At 69.2% G+C, this 16636-nt stretch carries 15 protein-coding genes and 1 pseudogene; 9 read left to right on the plus strand and 7 right to left on the minus strand.

The genetic code is table 11. The features are described 5' to 3' along the window. On the plus strand, window positions 1–1211 hold a 1211-nt coding region (locus DNK54_RS20810; RefSeq protein WP_162602582.1), incomplete at its 5' end, for a sortase domain-containing protein. Window positions 1212–1365: 154 nt separating this feature from the next. On the opposite strand, the gene DNK54_RS20815 is transcribed toward DNK54_RS20810, so the two are convergent. Next, entirely contained in the window at window positions 1366–2517 is a 1152-nt protein-coding gene (locus DNK54_RS20815; RefSeq protein ID WP_162602583.1) for a Dyp-type peroxidase, read from the minus strand. After that, window positions 2510–3841 carry a right-handed parallel beta-helix repeat-containing protein gene (locus DNK54_RS20820; RefSeq protein WP_110208939.1) on the minus strand — a complete coding sequence of 444 codons (1332 nt, stop codon included), beginning with the start codon at window positions 3839–3841 and terminating at the stop codon, window positions 2510–2512. Before DNK54_RS20820 ends, DNK54_RS20815 begins: the two co-directional genes overlap by 8 nt. 143 nt (window positions 3842–3984) lie before the next feature. Here DNK54_RS20820 and DNK54_RS20825 point away from each other — a divergent pair, with 143 nt between their 5' ends. Then, window positions 3985–4698: a hypothetical protein gene (locus DNK54_RS20825; protein WP_110208940.1), complete on the plus strand. Its 714-nt coding sequence runs from the start codon at window positions 3985–3987 to the stop codon at window positions 4696–4698. A gap of 19 nt (window positions 4699–4717) precedes the next feature. Beyond that, window positions 4718–7168 (plus strand): ATP-binding protein, encoded by a 2451-nt coding sequence (locus DNK54_RS20830; RefSeq protein ID WP_162602584.1) that lies wholly within the window; start codon window positions 4718–4720, stop codon window positions 7166–7168. Here DNK54_RS20830 and DNK54_RS20835 read toward each other — a convergent pair. Together DNK54_RS20835 and cysC are read right to left on the minus strand one after the other, a co-directional pair. Next, a complete protein-coding gene (locus DNK54_RS20835; RefSeq protein WP_110208942.1) occupies window positions 7134–7661 on the minus strand; it encodes a hypothetical protein in 528 nt (175 codons plus the stop codon). The genes DNK54_RS20830 and DNK54_RS20835 overlap by 35 nt on opposite strands. A gap of 164 nt (window positions 7662–7825) precedes the next feature. Then, the gene (gene cysC / locus DNK54_RS20840; RefSeq protein ID WP_239460216.1) at window positions 7826–9019 is read right to left on the minus strand and encodes an adenylyl-sulfate kinase; all 1194 of its coding nucleotides are present in this window, start codon (window positions 9017–9019) and stop codon (window positions 7826–7828) included. A 38-nt stretch (window positions 9020–9057) separates the two neighbouring features. Here cysC and DNK54_RS20845 point away from each other — a divergent pair, with 38 nt between their 5' ends. The 4 genes from DNK54_RS20845 to DNK54_RS20860 all read left to right on the plus strand — a co-directional run bounded on the left by DNK54_RS20845 (window position 9058) and on the right by DNK54_RS20860 (window position 11674). Then, window positions 9058–10029 (plus strand): asparaginase, encoded by a 972-nt coding sequence (locus tag DNK54_RS20845; RefSeq protein ID WP_110208943.1) that lies wholly within the window; start codon window positions 9058–9060, stop codon window positions 10027–10029. A gap of 58 nt (window positions 10030–10087) precedes the next feature. Continuing rightward, window positions 10088–10468, plus strand: a complete 381-nt coding sequence (locus tag DNK54_RS20850; protein ID WP_110208944.1) for a helix-turn-helix domain-containing protein — start codon at window positions 10088–10090, stop codon at window positions 10466–10468. Between the two features lie 56 nt (window positions 10469–10524). Beyond that, entirely contained in the window at window positions 10525–11271 is a 747-nt protein-coding gene (locus DNK54_RS21205; RefSeq protein WP_162602585.1) for a histone, read from the plus strand. 109 nt (window positions 11272–11380) lie between these two features. Beyond that, window positions 11381–11674 carry a DUF2516 family protein gene (locus DNK54_RS20860; protein WP_162602586.1) on the plus strand — a complete coding sequence of 98 codons (294 nt, stop codon included), beginning with the start codon at window positions 11381–11383 and terminating at the stop codon, window positions 11672–11674. Window positions 11675–11690: 16 nt separating this feature from the next. On the opposite strand, the gene rfbB is transcribed toward DNK54_RS20860, so the two are convergent. After that, the gene (gene rfbB / locus DNK54_RS20865; protein WP_110208946.1) at window positions 11691–12689 is read right to left on the minus strand and encodes a dTDP-glucose 4,6-dehydratase; all 999 of its coding nucleotides are present in this window, start codon (window positions 12687–12689) and stop codon (window positions 11691–11693) included. Window positions 12690–12761: 72 nt separating this feature from the next. Between rfbB and rfbA the strand changes: the two genes are divergently transcribed. Beyond that, window positions 12762–13652 carry a glucose-1-phosphate thymidylyltransferase RfbA gene (gene rfbA / locus DNK54_RS20870; RefSeq protein WP_110208950.1) on the plus strand — a complete coding sequence of 297 codons (891 nt, stop codon included), beginning with the start codon at window positions 12762–12764 and terminating at the stop codon, window positions 13650–13652. 102 nt (window positions 13653–13754) lie between these two features. Here rfbA and DNK54_RS20875 read toward each other — a convergent pair whose 3' ends face one another. Together DNK54_RS20875 and DNK54_RS20880 are read right to left on the minus strand one after the other, a co-directional pair. Continuing rightward, window positions 13755–14801 carry a carboxypeptidase-like regulatory domain-containing protein gene (locus DNK54_RS20875; protein WP_110208947.1) on the minus strand — a complete coding sequence of 349 codons (1047 nt, stop codon included), beginning with the start codon at window positions 14799–14801 and terminating at the stop codon, window positions 13755–13757. Beyond that, window positions 14798–15301 carry a SigE family RNA polymerase sigma factor gene (locus DNK54_RS20880; RefSeq protein WP_110208948.1) on the minus strand — a complete coding sequence of 168 codons (504 nt, stop codon included), beginning with the start codon at window positions 15299–15301 and terminating at the stop codon, window positions 14798–14800. The genes DNK54_RS20875 and DNK54_RS20880 overlap by 4 nt, the downstream gene beginning before the upstream one ends. Before the next feature lie 838 nt (window positions 15302–16139). Between DNK54_RS20880 and DNK54_RS20885 the strand changes: the two are divergent. Then, window positions 16140–16636: pseudogene (locus tag DNK54_RS20885) on the plus strand (hypothetical protein); the annotation flags it as partial.

Below are 16636 nucleotides of genomic sequence, written 5' to 3' on the forward strand. Positions count from 1 at the left end.
GTATCGCTGGTGTGGTGCTGGTGCTGACGGGTCCGGATGGCAAGCCGGTCACGGATGTGAACGGCAAGCCGGTGGGTCCGGTCACGACGGGTCCTGATGGTCGTTACTCGTTCGACAACCTGCCGGTGCTGCCGGCGGGGCAGTCCTACACGGTGACGCTCGACGAGTCTGCTTCGGCGGGTGCGTTGAAGGACCTGGTGCCGACCAAGACCGGGCAGGGTACGCCGGGGACCGACTCCTCCACGGGGTCGGCGAAGTCCGGTGACCTCACGACCGATGGTGCGAAGGACGACACGTTGGACTTCGGGTTCGCTCCGGAGCCGGTCGTGCCGCCGACCAAGCCGATCGACCTGAGCACGAAGGCGCAGAAGAAGATCGTTGCGAAGGTCAAGGCCAACGGCTCCATGGCGCCCGTGGTGCTCAAGGACGCGGTCACGATCCGTGGACTGCAGGGCAAGGGCGACGTGGTCGCCAAGCTCTACGGCCCGGTCGCCAAGCGGACGAGCAACATGTGCACCTCGGCCAACCTGGTCGGCACCGTGCGCTACTCGGCCAGCAACGGCACGAGCCGTACGCCGGGTGTCACCGTGCGCAAGCCCGGTGTCTACACCTGGGTGGTGTCGGTGCGCGGATCGAACGGGCAGCAGGCGTCGCACAAGTGCGGCCTGAAGTCCGAGAGCACCAAGGTGCAGCGTGCCGGCTACGGCCCGGTGAAGATCGAGACCGGTGTCCGCAAGGCTGGACCGGCTGCTCGCCTGGGTGCTGGTGCCAGTCTGTCGGCCAGCACGATCGGCCTGAAGGCGGGGCTGCGACCGGTGGGCATCAGCAAGGGTCAGATGGTCATCCCCTCCGGGGCGAACATGATCGGCTGGCTCAAGAACTCGGCGGAGCCGGGTGATGTGATCGGGACGACGGTGGTTGCCGCGCACGTTTCGGACAACCACGACCGCCCGATGGCCTTCTGGAAGCTCAAGGACCTCAAGAAGGGGAAGATCGTCACCATCACCAACGGTGGCAAGACCTTCCGCTACAAGGTCACCGCGCGGGCGAAGTTCTCCCGCGATCACGGACCGGGCATTCCGAAGCGCTACTTCAAGACCACCGGCGCCAGCCGGCTGGTCCTGGTCACCTGCACCGACAAGGTGACCTACCCCGGTGGCAGCTTCCACTACACCAACAACCTGGTGGTGACTGCCAAGCGAGTGAACTGAACCCTCGGGACGGGCGCAGCCAGCGCCCGTCCCCTGGTTCACCCGAGCCGACGGTGACCGAGCACCGTCGTCACGAGGTTCAGCCCCCACAGGCAGGAACCTCTCGGCGGGCCGCCCTCCCCGAGGGCGGTCCGCCGTCTTGTGTCCCTACGGGTCAGGCGAAGAGTGCCGTGCCGAGCGGACGACCCCGCGTGAAGCCCGGCAGGACGACGAACGCCGCCTCTGCGCTGGGCCGCGCGAACTCCATCAGCCGGTCTTCCCGATCCATCCGCTCCTGGGTGCGCGCGAAGGTCGCGACGTCGTCCTGGAAGCTCCAGAAGAGCAGCCCGGCGCGATCCTGCGGCCCGTCGGTCGCGGTCCGGAAGCCGTAGCTGCGTCGCAACATCACTGGACTGGCGGTGAAGGAGGGGTGGGCTGCGCGGACGTGCGAGCCGGACGGGACCAGGTATTCGCCCTGCGGTGTCTTGGCGGTCAGGTTGACGTCGGTTGCGATGCTGCCGCCGCTGAGCGGGGCACCTGTCGCCTTGGTGCGACCGAAGACCGCCTCTTGCTCGGCGAGTGGCAGAGCTTCGAATGACGGCACGTCGATCTCGAATCTGCGGACGACTCCGATCGTTCCTCCACCGAGTTTTCCACTGCTGAGGAAAACTCTCTCCGGAATGCCGTTCCTCTTCTCCGGCTGCACGATTCCGTCATGGAATCCGAGTGGATTGTGCGTCACCATTCCCGTGCCTCTGGCGCGGAATGCGAGCTGACTCCAGGAGCGCTCGAGACCGTGCTCGGTCAGCAGTGGCCTGAGCGCATCCATCGCCGTGTTGGCGGCCTCGGGCAGGTCGGCGGCGGCAGCAAGCACCAGGTCGGCGGTGCGCTTGGCCTGTGGCAGCTCGGCGCTACCGCGGAACGTCGGCAGACTGGCCAGTGCGGGGTCGAGACCGGCCGACGCCAGTGCCCGAGGGCCGACCCCGACCAGGATGCTGAGACGTGCCGCAGTGGGACTCGCGGCCACCAGGGTGGTGAGGCGTTCCCCGAGCGTTCCGAGCAGCCGCGCCCATGTTGCTGCCTCCAAGGCGCCGGAGGTGTGCCAGACCTGGAAGCTCAGCTGCGTGGCCGGGGTCAGCGGGCGGTCCACGCCCGCTTGGGTGGCGCCGTGGACGGCGACCCGTTCCTCCGCGGGCGGTTCGGTAGCGACGCGGTGCGTCGGCGCGCTGTCGTTGTGGCCGAGGGCGAAGCCGACACCGGCACCGATGCCTGCCCCGGCGCCGCCGGCGAGCAGGTGTCGGCGGCCGAGGCGCCGTGGCTCAGCCACGTCCGAGATCTGCCAGTAGATCGGCCGGCGGCACGGTCGCCCGCTTCGGGTCCGGATGCCGGATCGTGGCCGGCAAGGGAGCGGGAATCGTCGCATCGAGGGGGAGCGACGGGAGCGTGCCCGGCTTCGGCACGTCGAGGAAGGCGAGTCCCTCGGGTGCGGCGGGCCCTGGGACACGGTCGGTCGCGGGGTCGGCGCCGGTAGTGCAGCGCAGGCCGAGGCCCTGCGGCAGGAGTGTCAGTACGTCGACACCGGCGCCACTCAGGCAGGTGCCGCGAGCCGGATAGGCGGCACGGGAGACGTTGGCGAGGTCGACGCCGTTGCCCGCGTAGCTGTTCCGGTCGAGTCGGTTGCGGAGGGAGGGCACGTCCTCGGAGCTGTTCAGCACCACGGCTGCGGTCGGGTTGCCGGTGATCCGGTTGCGCCGCAGCAGGTTGTCCTGGCCGCCGGCGATGCCGACGCCGATCCCGAAGCCGCCGTCGGCCTGCGCCGGCGAGCGCGGCTCGGCGTTGTCGCTGATCACGTTGCCGATCACCACGTTGGCGCGCTGCGGGACGAACGCCTCCTGGTAGTTGGAGGTCAAAGTGAGGCCGACCCGGTTGTCGCTGAACCGGTTGCCGACGATGGTCAGCGAGTCAGAGGCGTTGGCATTCTCGAAGCCGACGGCGTTGCGGGAGGCGACGTTGCCGGAGACGACGATGTCGCAGTCGCGGCACTGGCCGACGTAGTAGCCGCTGTCGGCCGAGCCCGACGCCCACGAGTCGGTGATCACCCCGTGCTGCGTGTTGAAGGCGTAGATCCCGTAGAGGCCGTTGTTGGTGGCGGTCACATGATCGACGCGGAAGCGCTGCAGCGGCGGGAAGCGCTCGGGATCGAACTGGTCGTAGCCGGTCTGAGCCGGCGTCAGCACTGTGTCGCCGTCGTGGGTGCCGGTGACCAGGACGCCGTAGAGCAGGCTGTCGGTCACGGAGAGGTTCTCGATCCGCACGCCGTCGGCGATGGCGATCACGCCCGCGGTGCGGGTGCCCTCGCCGGTGATCACCACGCCGTTGCGGTCCTCGCCGCGCAGCGTGACATCGGGTACGTCGAGCAGTACCTGCTCCCGGTAGGTGCCGGGAGCTACGAGCACCAGGCCCCCCTCGGCCACCTGGTCGACGGCCGCCGAGATGGTGGCGGCATCGGCCGGGACCCGGACGACCTCGGCCTTCTTGACCCCCGTTTGGGGGTCATTCTGCGGATCATCCTTGCCACAACCCGAAAGGAAGGTGCAAAGGGCGATCAGAATCGCCAGTGCGGCGCCGGGACGGCGGCGACGTTTCGGCATCGGAAAGGTACTTCCTCAGGGAGTTCGTGCTCATCGGGAATGAGCGAGAGCAATGGCTGCTCTACTCGGCGATGGTACCTTTCCGCGGCGCTGGAATTGGCAATGTCTGCAGAAGATGTGGGTTGGAGAACGAGGTGGGACGCGTGTTGATCAGCCGTCGGGGGTTCCTCGCTGCGTCGGCCGCCGGCCTGCTTCTGACGGCGTGCGGCGAAGACGACTCGGCTCCCGCAGCCGAGAAGCCGCGGCCGCTCAGCGCAGCGGAGGCCGAGTTGCTGGCGCTGTGCCGGTTCCGGCTCCACCAGCGCGACGTCGTCCCTGTTGAGATGGCCTGGCCAGGCGACCCGTCGATGACCGTACGTGGCGCGCTGGGTCTCCGGGACGGACGAGGGCACGGTGTGCTGAGCACTCCCGGCGCCGAGGAGCGGCTGATCGTCTGGGATCTCGTCCGGGTCGGCACCGCACCCGCGGCCGATTCGGTCCCCGCGCTCGATGCGTGGGCGACCCGCGCCCTGTCGACCGGCGTGCCCCAGGACATCTTCCTGCTGCTCGCGTTGAGCCTCGGTGCCGATCGCCCGGAGAACCCGGTGCTGCTGCAGCAGAGCAGCGCACGCTTCCTGCGCGAGGACGAGGTCGCGGGCGTACCGGTGGTGGTCCTGGAGGGTCCGCGCCCGGCCGACGAGGCAGAGAGGAAGAGCTCGCGGTCTCGCTACTGGATTGCCGAGGATGGCACCGTGCGGCGGTTCGAGGCCTACTTGGGTGATGCCGGCGGACGTTTCGCCGCTCTGACCGTGATCGCGGAGGATCCCTCGCCGGAAGGCCTGGCGCAGGTCGTGCCGCAGGTGCTGCGCACCTCCTGAGCGCCAGTAGGCTCCCGGTGTGAGCAGGGCTGAGCGGGCGCCTCGTCCGGACGGGGTGCTGACCCTCGACGACCTCGCGGCGGCCCTCGTCGAGCTGCGTGCCTGGGCCGGGAACCCGTCGTACGCCGCACTCGCCGTGCGGGTGGGTGAGCTGCGTGCCGGCGCGGCTCGCGGAGGTCGGCCCGGCAAGGTCACCGTCTACGACTGCTTTCGTCCCGGCCGCAGGCGGCTCGACGGCGAGCTGGTGCTCGATCTCGTCCGGGTGCTCGGTGCGCCGACGGCGGACATCGAGGTGTGGCGGTCGGCGTACGGCCGCGCGCACGGGGTCTCTCCGGGTGCCGGTGCGGCCTCCGACCCCCGGCCGCGTCGTCCCCTGGTCGGTCGCTCCGATCTGGTGCGTGAGATCGCCCTTCGACCGCCCGGCTCCGTGACAGCGTTGCTCGGTCTGGCCGGAGTGGGCAAGACCGAGCTGGCGCTCCATGTGCTCGCGCTGTGCCGCCAGGAGTTCGGCCCGGCCTGCCGGACGGTGGCTGTCGACGTACGCGGCTTCGACCCGGAACGGCCGCCCCTGGACCCGGCGGTGGTGCTGGCCAGGCTGCTGGAGGGTGTGGGCGCGACGCCGCAGGCATACGACGCCCTCGATGTCGCGGGCAGGCGCGCTCTCCTCTGGGCCACGCTGGCTGCCGGTCCGGCGGTCGTGCTCCTCGACAACGTGCGCGACGAGACGGCCCTCGCCGCGCTGCTGCCGGTGCCGTCGCGCGCCCGGGTGCTGGTCACCAGCCGCCGGACGATCGGCGCGGTGGCGCCGGGCCAGACGTCCGTGGTGCTCACCGAGCTCGCCGAGGACGCGGCGATCCGGCTGCTGGAGTCGACGGCGGGCCGGGACCTCGGCACGGAGGACCCGGACGCGGTACGACGTATCGTCCGCGCATGCGGCCGTATGGCGTTGGACCTCACGGTGGCCGGAGCGTCCGTTCGGGCACAACCTGACTGGACGCTGGACGACCATGCCGCCCGCCTGGAGTCGCTGCCCCGTGACGAGCGACTCCGCCCGGCACTCCGGATCAGCTACGAGCTCCTCTCCCCGGACTGCCGGGCGACCTTCCGGGCGCTTGCGCTCCACCCTGGTCCGGACCTCACCGAGTGGGCGGTGGCCGCGCTGGCCGGGGTGCCCGACGATGTTGCAGCCGACCATCTCGATGAGCTGACCACCGAGCACCTGGTGCGCACCGACCCAATGGGCCGGCACCATCTCCACGACCTGGTGCGCGACTTCGCCCTTCAGCTCGGAGTCGTCACCGATCCGCGCTCCGCCCAGCGCGCGGCGTGCCGACGGCTGGTCGATGCAGCAGTGCGCGAGCTGGCTGCGCATGCGCCGGCCGGCGACCCGGAGGTCGGCTGGATCCGGGCCGAGCAGGGTTCGCTGGTAGCGGTGGCCGAGGCCGCACCGGGCTGGGGCGAGCCGAGCGCGCCCGCCGCGCTCGTGCTCCTTCTTGCGGATCACTTCGAGGTGACCGGGCAGTGGGCGCTGGCCGACGGGCTGTGTCGGCTTGCCCTGCGGGAGGGGGCGGACAACGGGGTACGGCGGCTCCTGGCGCGCAGCCTGGAGATGCGGGGACGGCTCGACGAGGCACTTGCCGAGCTGGAGCGTGCCCACGATCCCGACGACCTCTCCGACAGTGAGGCGTCCCGGGTGGTCAACGGGATCGGCAACATCCACAAGCAGCGCGGGCACTACCGTCTCGCCGCCCGCTCCTATGTGCGGGCGGTCCGCCTTGCTCGGGCTCGCGGCCAGGAGCAGGCGACCGGCCGGGCGCTGGGCAACCTCGCCGACACCCTGCGGCTCCTCGGGCATCCACGCATCAGTGCCGAGCTGTACGACGCGTGCGAGCACCACGCGCACGCCGCTGGCGATGACATCGCGATCGCCATCGCGCGCAGCAACCGCCCGCTGCTTGCCGAGGCGCTGGGTGACCTGCACGGCGCGGTGCGGCTGGGACGGGTCGCGGTGGCGTCGCTGGAGGAGATGGGCTTCGCCAGTCTGGCGGCGATCTCTCGAGGATGGGTGGCCAGGCACTGTGTGCTGGTCGGAGACCTCGATGCCGCGCAGCCGGAGATCGAGCGGGCCCATGAGGAGCTCACGCGCCATGAGCACGGAGAGGCGTTGGCACTGCTCCGGGTGACCCGCGGGCAGCTGCTGCACGGCCGGGGTGAGACCGCAGCGGCGGAGCGAGAGCTGACGGCCGCGTTGACGGAGGCCCGCCACAGCGGGTGGGGGTCTCCCGAGGTGGACGCCACGCTGGCGCTGGGCGACCTGGCGGCGGCCGTGGGTGATACGGCGGTGGCGCGCGAGCGCTACACCGCCGCGATCACCTTGGCCACACGTCACGGCCGGAGAGCCGAGCTCGAGCGCGCCCGGGTCGCGCTCGAACGCGTCAGGCCGGCCAGCGAGCGGCCGCTGCCTCGATGAAGGCGGCGTTGCCGGGCATGACCCGGTAGTCGAAGAACGAGTCGTCGGTGAAGGTGAAGCGCACCACCGCTGCTCCGCCCTGCGCCTTCTTCCCGGTGTCGACGACTGAGCGGACCTGTTCGCCGTCGATGCGCACCATCAGCGTGGGTGGGGTCTGTTGGCCGTTCATGCCGAAGTCCCACAGGGAGAGGCCGCGTGCACTCATCGCCAGGTAGGCGAGCTCGCCCTCACGGGGAAGGGTGGCGGCGACGGAGCCCTCCTCGCCGCCCGTGTGCCGGTTGCCGGAGACCTTGTTGGCAGCTGCGTCGATCGCCTTCATGGCGATCTGGGTGCCGTTGAGCGGGCCGGTGCCACCGCCGCGCTTGTAGGCAGCCGGCAGCACGCCGGCGCACGCCACCACCGGGTCCTCCGCTCCGAGGATCGGAGCGAGGGCGGCGCTGTGGTCGATGCCCATCGAGGCGAACTTGGCGGCGATCTTGTCGCGCAGTCCCATGTCGGTCGTCCTTCTGCTCGAGGAGGGCAGCTCCGGTGCGAGCGGGCGCGGCACCGGCGTCCTCCTGCCTGGTCTGTCTCAAGACGATGATGTCGTCACGACGACGGCAGGTGGCGTACCCGAGCGGCAGTCCGAACGATCCCGAACGGAACCTTTCAGGAGGGTCAGAGACTGAGGAGTCCCCGTTCGCGCAGGGCAGCGAGCACGTCGTCGAGGGCGTCCTCGATCGTGCGTCCCGTCGTGTCTACGCGAACCGCGGCGTCCTCCGGCTCCTCGTAGGGGGAGGAGATGCCGGTGAACTCCGGGATCTCGCCGGCCCGGGCCTTCGCGTAGAGGCCCTTGCGGTCCCGGCGCTCGCACTCCTCGAGCGGGGTGGCGACGTGGACCAGGAAGAACTCCCCGCCGGCCGCCTCGACGAACTCGCGCACCTGGTGGCGAGTCTCGTCGAAGGGGGCGATCGGTGAGCAGATGGCCAGGCCGCCGTGCCGGGCGATCTCGGCGGCGACCCATCCGATCCGCCGGATGTTGGTCTCGCGGTCGGCCTTGCTGAAGGTGAGCCCGGCGCTGAGGTTGCGGCGTACGACGTCACCGTCGAGGCTCGTCACGGTGCGCCGGCCCTGCTCCAGCACCTTGTCCTGCAGAGCCCGCGCGAGGGTCGACTTGCCACTGCCGGAGAGCCCGGTGAAGAAGAGGACGAGGCCGCGCTGGTCGGCGCTGGGTGCCTCGAAGTCGAGGATGTCGGCGATCGCCTCGGGGTACTCGTCGTCCTCGGAGTCGGGCAGCGCGAACACGCGGTCGCCGGCGGCGTAGTTGTAGACGACCTGGCCGCCGAGGAGGTGGTCGATCTCGGGGTCGCGGTGTGACGCCAGGGGTACGGCGACGACGGTCGCGTCGTCGAGCAGCTCCGCCGCGGCGAGGGTGGCACGCACCAGTCCGACCGCGGACAGACCCTCGGGGGTCCCGTCCCCGGTGAGTGCCAGCAGCACCAGTGCGCCGTCGATCGCCTGCAGTGCCTCGATGTCTGCGATGGAGAGGGCGCCGCTGACCGGCACGAAGGTGGCGCCCCGGTGCCGCTCGCGCACCTCGCCGGGGGTGAGGTGCAGGCGGCGGAAGGGGCCGTACTGGGCGTGGGTCAGCGAGGTCACCGAGCCGTCCGCGTGCAGCTGCGCCAGCGGCAGGCCCTCCGGGTCGACGAGCTCGACCCTCTCGGCCTGCCGCAGCTCCATCGGCAGGTTCAGTCGGACCGGTGAGCCGGGCTCGTTGAACGCCATCAGTGGCCGGAGCGCACCGGTGGTGAGGAGCTCGAGGTCGTCGAGCTCGCGCGGGCTGGGGCAGTGCTGCGGAAGGGAGTCGGCCACGTGGACATCCTGCCAGCGTCCGGGGAGAGAATGGGGGCATGGGTCATGAGGTCGTGGTCGAGCTGGTCAGGTCCGGGATCGTGGAAGGACGCCATCACGGCACGGTCGTGGCCACCGACGCTGCAGGCGCGCTGGATTGGGCGGTCGGCGATCCCGGCGCGGTGCTGCTGCCGCGCTCGTGCAACAAGCCGCTGCAGGCTGTGGCGATGGTCCGCTCCGGGCTCGACCTGCCGTCGCACCTGCTCGCGCTCGCCGCCGCCTCGCACTCGGGGGAGCCGTTCCATGTCGAGGGTGTGCGCGAGATCCTTGCGAGCGTCGGCCTGCGTGAGATGGCGCTCGGCAACCCGGCCGACTGGCCGTTGGACCGCGAGGCGGAGCGTGAGCTCGTCCGCTCCGGTGGCGTGGCGAGCAAGGTGCACATGAACTGCTCGGGCAAGCATGCGGCGATGCTGGCCACCTGCGTGGTCAACGACTGGCCGCTCTCGGGATACCTGCAGCCCCAGCACCCGCTCCAGCGGGCGATCCGCGACACCTTCGTCGAGCTCACCGGGCGGCCGGTGGGCCACGACGCGGTCGACGGCTGCGGTGCTCCGCTTCTCGGTACGTCGGCCCTCGGCCTGGCGCGGGCGTTCCGCGCGCTTGCCGTCAGCGACGCCCTGACCCCGGAGGGACGGGTGGCGGCAGCGATCCGCCAGTTCCCCGAGTACGTCTCGGGGAGCAGGCGCGACGAGCTTGCCTTCCTGGCCGCGTTGCCCGGCGCGATCGGGAAGTTCGGGGCCGAAGCGTGTCACGTACTGGCACTAGCCGACGGCCGAGCGTTCGTGGTGAAGATCGAGGACGGCGGGGACCGGGCGCGACCGGTTGCCCTGGCTGCTGCCCTGGCGCGGTCCGGCGTCCTGGAGGATCCGGGCGTGGACAGCGCGGCTCTGCAAGCACTCGCGCGGGTCGACCTGCTGGGTGGGCAGCACGTGGTCGGTGAGGTGCGCGCGACCTCCGCCGTGACCGGGTGATGGGCTTCACAGGCCATCCTGCTTGCAAGTTGCTAACTTTTGTTAGCAGAATGGAGGCATGGCAAAGGGCATGGTCGGGAAGACCGTCACGTCACTCGGCGACTACCTCAAGGAGCAGCGGGTTCAGTCCAAGCTGACTCTGCGGCAGCTCTCCGAGGCGGCTGGCGTCTCGAACCCCTACCTCAGCCAGATCGAACGCGGTCTGCGCAAGCCCTCAGCCGACGTGCTGCAACAGATCGCCAAGGCGTTGCGCATCTCCGCCGAGCAGCTCTACATCCGCGCCGGCATCCTCTCTCCGGAGGACGGCGTGGGCGGCTCGGTCGAGTTGGCGATCCTGAACGACTCCGGGCTCACGGAGCGCCAGAAGCAGTCACTGCTCGACGTCTACTCCTCCTTCCTGGCGCTGAACCGGGACGAGGAGTCGGCCGAGGAGAGCTGAAGCACCTGAACCGGAACGGCAGCCGCCGTCCGCCCACATAGATCCAGGAGATCGTCATGGCCAAGGCCAAGTTCGACATCAAGACCGAAGCGACCCGCCCCTTCTACGCCACCATCGGTGCCACCGACCTGGCTGTCGGCGTCGCGGTCCAGTACGCCACCGAGCTGCAGGGCCTGGTGAACGACGTGCAGAAGCGCGTGCAGTCCTTCGAGTTCGACGCCAAGAGCTTCAACGCCAAGAACCTCAACGACAAGGCCCAGGCCTACGCGAAGGACGCCGCCGGCGAGGCCAAGGACGCGCAGGCGAAGTTCGAGGCCAAGGTCAAGGACCTTCGCTTCGACGCCAAGGACGCGCAGGCGAAGTTCAAGGACGCCCAGGCCGGCTTCGAGTCCAAGCTCGCTGAGCTCCAGGCTGACGCCAAGGCCCTGCCTGCCAAGGCTCAGAAGGCGCTGAACGACGCGATCGCCGAGGCCACCGAGACCTACGCCGAGCTCGTCGCGCGCGGCGAGAAGGCCTTCGAGCTGATCCGCAAGGGCGAGTACAAGGTGGAGGCTCCGAAGAAGGCTGCCGCCAAGAAGAAGCCTGCCGCGAAGAAGGCCCCGGCCACCAAGAGCACCGCCAAGAAGGCGCCGGCGACCAAGAAGGCAACCGCGGCCAAGAAGGCCGCTACCAAGAAGGCCGCTCCGGCTGCCAAGAAGACGGCTGCGAAGAAGGCTCCGGCCAAGAAGGCCCCCGCCAAGGCCGCGCCCGCTGCGCCCGTGGCGAGCACGCCCGCGCCGCAGGCCCCGGCTGCCAACGCCTGAAGAGACGATGCTCAGCTGAGCCTCTTCTGAGGTCACGAGCCCCGGACCGTCTGGTCCGGGGCTCGTGCTCGTTCCGGCGTTGCTGGCTGTGGCCGTCTACGCTGGTGACGTGTCCGGAATCCTTGCCTTCCAGTCGAGCGTGCTGTTGCTCGTGCTGCTCGTCGCGCTCGTGCTCAAGACCTACGCGTTCGTGAACTCGCTGCTCTGGTCGGCACAGCACTACGAGGCCGCGGGCAAGCTGTCGAAGCCCGCCTGGGTGGCGATCCTCGGGATCGGTCTGGCCGCGCAGATCCTGCTGATCCAAGCCTCACCGCTGAACCTGATCCACCTCGCCGCCTCGATCGCCGCCATCGTGTACGTCGTCGACGTGCGTCCCGCGATGGCCTCGCTCACTCGGCGTTGATCGCTGGCCGCAGGGTTCACTGCCCCCTGCGTGCGTACGCCGCCTCGGTGGTGGCCTTGGCCGGCCGCCACCATGCCTCGTGGTCGCGGTACCAGTCGATCGTCGCGGCCAGCCCGGCTTCGAAGTCGCCGTAGGCAGGGCTCCAGCTCAGCTCCTTGCGCAGTTTGGTGGAGTCGATGGCGTAGCGCAGGTCGTGCCCGGCCCGGTCCGTGACATGGTCGAAGTCGTCCTCGGGGCGTCCGAGCAGTGCCAGGATCATCCGCACCACCTCGAGGTTGTTGCGCTCACCGTCCGCGCCGATCAGATAGGTCTCACCGAGGCGTCCTTCGGTGAGGATCCGCAGGACCGCCGAGGAGTGATCGGAGGCGTGGATCCAGTCGCGCACGTTGAGCCCGGCGCCGTAGAGGCGCGGCCGACCACCGTCGAGCACGTTGGTGATCTGGCGCGGGATGAACTTCTCCACGTGCTGCCACGGGCCGTAGTTGTTCGAGCAGTTCGACAGGGTTGCGGCCACGCCGAAGCTGCGCACCCAGGCACGCACCAGGTGGTCGGAGCCCGCCTTCGACGCCGAGTAGGGCGAGGACGGGAGGTAGGGCGACTCCTCGGTGAAGCGCGCCGGGTCGCCGAGCGGCAGGTCGCCGTACACCTCGTCGGTCGAGACGTGGTGGTAGCGCACGCCATGCCGGCGGACCGCCTCCAGCAGGGTGAAGGTGCCCACCAGGTTCGTCCGTACGAACGGCGACGGATCGTCGAGGGAGTTGTCGTTGTGGGACTCGGCGGCGAAGTGCACGACAGCATCGGAGGCCGCCACGAGCGGTTCAACGTCGTCGGCCTCGGCAACATCGCCGACCACCAGGCGTACGCGGCTCTCCGGCAGCCCGGCGAGGGCTTCGCGGGAGGCCGCGTAGGTGAGCTTGTCGAGCACCGTCACCTCGGCGTCGGTGTGTTGCACGAGGTGGTGCACGAAGTTGGCACCGATGAAGCCGGCACCGCCGGTGACCACGATCCGCCGCATGGGTCGCACCCTACTGGTCGCCGATGGCTGCCGTATCCAAACTCCGGGGTCGCTCGTTGGCTGACCATGGCGATGAAAGGGATCATCCTGGCTGGGGGGACCGGCTCGCGGCTGCATCCGATCACGCAGGGGATCAGCAAGCAGCTGGTCCCCGTCTATGACAAGCCGATGATCTACTACCCGCTCAGCACGCTCATGCTGGCCGGGATCCGCGACGTGCTCATCATCAACACGCCGCATGAGGCGGAGGGCTTCCACCGGTTGCTCGGTGACGGGTCGCAGTTCGGCATCTCCATCACCTATGCCGTGCAACCCGCACCCGACGGGCTCCCGCAGGCTTTCCTCATCGGCGCCGACCACATCGGTGACGACAACGTCGCGCTGATCCTCGGCGACAACCTCTTCCATGGTCGCGGCATGGGCACCCGGCTGCGCCAGTACGCCGACATCGACGGCGCCGCCATCTTCGGCTACTGGGTGGCCGATCCCACGGCGTACGGCGTGGTCGAGTTCGACGCCCAGCGCCGGGTGATCTCGCTGGAGGAGAAGCCGGCGCGGCCGAAGAGCAACTACTCGGTGCCCGGCCTCTACTTCTACGACTCCACCGTGGTGGACCGGGCTGCGACCCTGAAGCCGTCGGAACGCGGCGAGCTGGAGATCCTCGACCTCAGCCGCACCTACCTCGACGAGGGCAAGCTGAGCGTGCAGGTGCTGCCCCGCGGTACGGCGTGGCTCGACACCGGCACCTTCGACTCGCTCAACGATGCCGCCAACTTCGTCCGCACCCTCGAGGGCCGCCAGGGGCTCAAGGTCGGCGCGCCCGAGGAGGTCGCCTGGCGGATGGGGTTCATCGACGACGAGCAGCTCGCCGCTCAGGGTCGGGCACTTCTCAAGAGCGGCTACGGCAGCTACCTCCTCTCTTTGCTCGATCGCCCCGCCCCCTTCGGCGAGAACACCGACTGACCTGCCCTGGGCGCCTGCCGACCTTTGTCGAGACTCGCGGAGTGGTGGCTCCTCTTGGCCGTCAAGCGGTGACTGGGTTCTTGCAGGGTGTCGAGTTCTCGCTCAATGGAGCTGGCAATAGACCTTGACGTTCAGCACGTGGTCGGCTCGGACAGTGACGGGCCCTATTGCGGAGCAGGCATCGGATACGCCTCTGGCAGAGAGGTAGCCGGGTGACGTCGCACGCACGGTGTACTGGCCGGGGGGAAGGCGGATATCCCAGCTGCCGTCGGCGTCGGCTTGTGCGGTCTCGTCCACGGAATCGTCTGAACTGACGACATGGATTATGCCGGGGTGAGGCACAGCGCTTCCAGGGGCTGGCCCACCGACCCACTCGAGCGAACCCTTCAGTGTCGATGACGATGCGACGGCGCCGTGGTCGTAGACGGTCACGGTGCTTCCTGCTTGTGCAGGTGTGCCGATCTCGGGTTCGGTTGTGACGCGCTGCCACTGAACGTCAGCAGGGACGTGCTTGAGCACGACGTCGAATCCGGCGGCCCGCAGCGCGGCAACCTCACTGGTCACTGATGGCAGGCCCGCCCTGCCGTAGGGCTCGCCTGAAGGGATCGCGATCCAGCCTTCCGGCAGTGTCGTCCTGGATGCGTCGAGGGCGCGCTGAGTCGGGCCACCGGATCCTGCGTCCCCATCCAGCTGTGTGGTGAAGCCACCGGAAGCGTTGCCCTCAATGTCGACCGAGGCCCGCGCTTGCTTCGAGTCTTGCAGCGGCGTGCAGCCGACGGTCACATGCCACTGCGTGATCGTGGCGTACGGCTCGCTCGGTCCCTGGCAGTAGACGCCGGGGACGACCGGCCACTCCTTGGGAATTGCTACGACATCGCGCCCGACGCCGACCCACTTGGTGCCCGCCGGCGGCGTTGGCGGTGTCGTTATCTGATCGGCCACTCGCGCGTCACGCTGGCCGTTCTGGCCCGCAACAACAGCGCCGACAGCAGTGACGCTGAGGACGACCGCGCCGACGAGGACGGTAGCGCCGCGGCGGCGGCGCCTGATCGCGCTGCCCGTCCGCAGGATGTCGGAGATCGGCACCTGTGAGGCAGGGACGTTGTTCACGGAGCGCTCAAGGAGGTCCGAAAGAATCTGGTCGTTCATGGGCGTCCTTCCCGCAGCGCAGCTAGGTCAGGGTTAGCAGCGAGGGCCGCGAGTGCCCGTGAAAGGCGGCTCTTGACGGTGCCTCGAGCGACCCCGGTGGCCTGAGCGATCTGCTGCTCGGTGAGGTGGAGGTAGTGGCGTAGAACGACGGATTGTCTTTGTGCATCGGGAAGCTGGCGGAGTGCCCGAGCCACCGCATCGGCGTCATCAATCTGTGCGGTCGTGTCCGACATCGGTCGATCGGGCAGGCGATCGCTTGCGCGTTCACCCCACCAACGGCGCCGGCGGCTCTGGCGCAGCAGATTGAGTTGCACCCGAGCGACATAGGCGTCGCGGTCGGCGGCCCGCTCGACGTTCGCCCACTTCAGGTAGCAACGCAGCAACGTCTGCTGAGCGAGATCCTCGGCATCGGTGACGCTGCACCCGAGCAGGACGCCGGTGCGCACCAAAGTGTGCCAGCGCGAAGCGGCGTAATCGCTGAAGTCGGCGTCGATGTCCATCACTACTCAGATGATCTGGCCAGGTCGTTCAGTTCCCTACCTCAACGGGGAACTTTGCCCAATGTGGCAGTGAGTCAGTCGCGGTAGGTCGGGGGCCAGAGCGTCGTTCCGTCGGATCCCGCGCTCGAGCTCGCTGATGGTCGTGGGCCAGACCCGTGCTGGTTCGCTGCGGAGGTCAGGGTGATGTTCTTGGACTGCCGCAACGGACGCAGGTCCTCGACGCCTTCTCGCGCTCCCACCACACAGCGCCGCGAAGGCTGCTTCGGTGCGCAGCCGGTGGGAGTTGCCGCCAGCGGTCAACAGGAGCTGTGCGGCCGTGTCGGGTCCGACGCCGTAGGCAGCACGCAGGCCTGGGTTGGCGGCGGTGTCGAGCTCGTCGAGCTCGGCGCCGAGTCGCTCGTGCTCGCGAGCCAGTTCGTTGGCGCGCTGCGCGAGGGTCTTGAGCACGAGCAGGACCGATCGCTCGACCGGTTGGCCGGGACCTGCATCCGGGCGAGCACCACCAGACGCTTGTCGCTGGACAGGTCGCGGTTCTCGCGGATCACCGTCGGTGTGGTGATCAGCTGGGCGTGGATCTGCCTTCCACTCGATGGAGGTGGGCTCCAGCCGGGTGGGCAGACGGACATTGATGAGGCGCTTGCCAGGCTCCTATTGGGTCATGTCCGCCCGGCCTGCGAGCGGTGCCCCGACCACCGGCCTGTTCCCATGATGGTCAACCCAGCAGGGCGACAGTCGGACCCAGAGGCACGACGATCGGGTCGGTTCCCATCGTCAATGTCGGACCCTGCGAGGAGAGTGGGTTCATCAAGGTCGAGCCGGTGTTTGGGAGGTGGGTGTGATGAGTGATTCGGTTGTGGAGTTGTCTGCGGGTGAGGTCCTCACCGCCACCTCCGACGGGGTCCGCGTACGCCGGGTTGCCGAGGTGCGGGAGTTGGAACTGTTGTTGCAGTGGGCTGATCTGCACAGCAACGACAACGACGACACCGGCGGTGACAACGGCATAGGCGCCGGCAGCAGGAGTAAGCCTCGGCGGGGTCGGTCGTCTCCGTGTCTGGTGCGTCTGGGTGGGGCGGGTACGCCGCGGGTGCAGGAGTGGTGCCTGGGTGAGATTGCGTTGGCGCGTTCGGCGGGGTTGATGGCGACGATCAACATGCTGGCCGACGCGTTGGATCTGCGCCACAGGTTGCCGTTGCTGTGGCGCCAGCTGTGTTCGGGTCAGGGGGAGGTGTGGGTGGCCCGGAAGGTCGCGCGCCTGTCTCGTGTCCTAGCGGCTGATCAGACCTGGGTGGTGGATCAGGCGGTCGCGCCGATGCTGGGTACCCAGGCGCCGGGGCG

Source organism: Nocardioides daejeonensis (assembly GCF_003194585.1).
GTDB lineage: Bacteria > Actinomycetota > Actinomycetes > Propionibacteriales > Nocardioidaceae > Nocardioides > Nocardioides daejeonensis.

Bases quoted from the DNA above. Each gene is read 5' to 3' on its own strand.
- DNK54_RS20820 (WP_110208939.1), bottom strand. From the start codon at position 3,841: ATGCCGAAACGTCGCCGCCGTCCCGGCGCCGCACTGGCGATTCTGATC.
- DNK54_RS20835 (WP_110208942.1), bottom strand. From the start codon at position 7,661: ATGGGACTGCGCGACAAGATCGCCGCCAAGTTCGCCTCGATGGGCATC.
- DNK54_RS20845 (WP_110208943.1), top strand. From the start codon at position 9,058: ATGGGTCATGAGGTCGTGGTCGAGCTGGTCAGGTCCGGGATCGTGGAA.
- DNK54_RS20850 (WP_110208944.1), top strand. From the start codon at position 10,088: ATGGCAAAGGGCATGGTCGGGAAGACCGTCACGTCACTCGGCGACTAC.
- DNK54_RS21205 (WP_162602585.1), top strand. From the start codon at position 10,525: ATGGCCAAGGCCAAGTTCGACATCAAGACCGAAGCGACCCGCCCCTTC.
- rfbB (WP_110208946.1), bottom strand. From the start codon at position 12,689: ATGCGGCGGATCGTGGTCACCGGCGGTGCCGGCTTCATCGGTGCCAAC.
- rfbA (WP_110208950.1), top strand. From the start codon at position 12,762: ATGAAAGGGATCATCCTGGCTGGGGGGACCGGCTCGCGGCTGCATCCG.
- DNK54_RS20875 (WP_110208947.1), bottom strand. From the start codon at position 14,801: ATGAACGACCAGATTCTTTCGGACCTCCTTGAGCGCTCCGTGAACAAC.
- DNK54_RS20880 (WP_110208948.1), bottom strand. From the start codon at position 15,301: ATGGACATCGACGCCGACTTCAGCGATTACGCCGCTTCGCGCTGGCAC.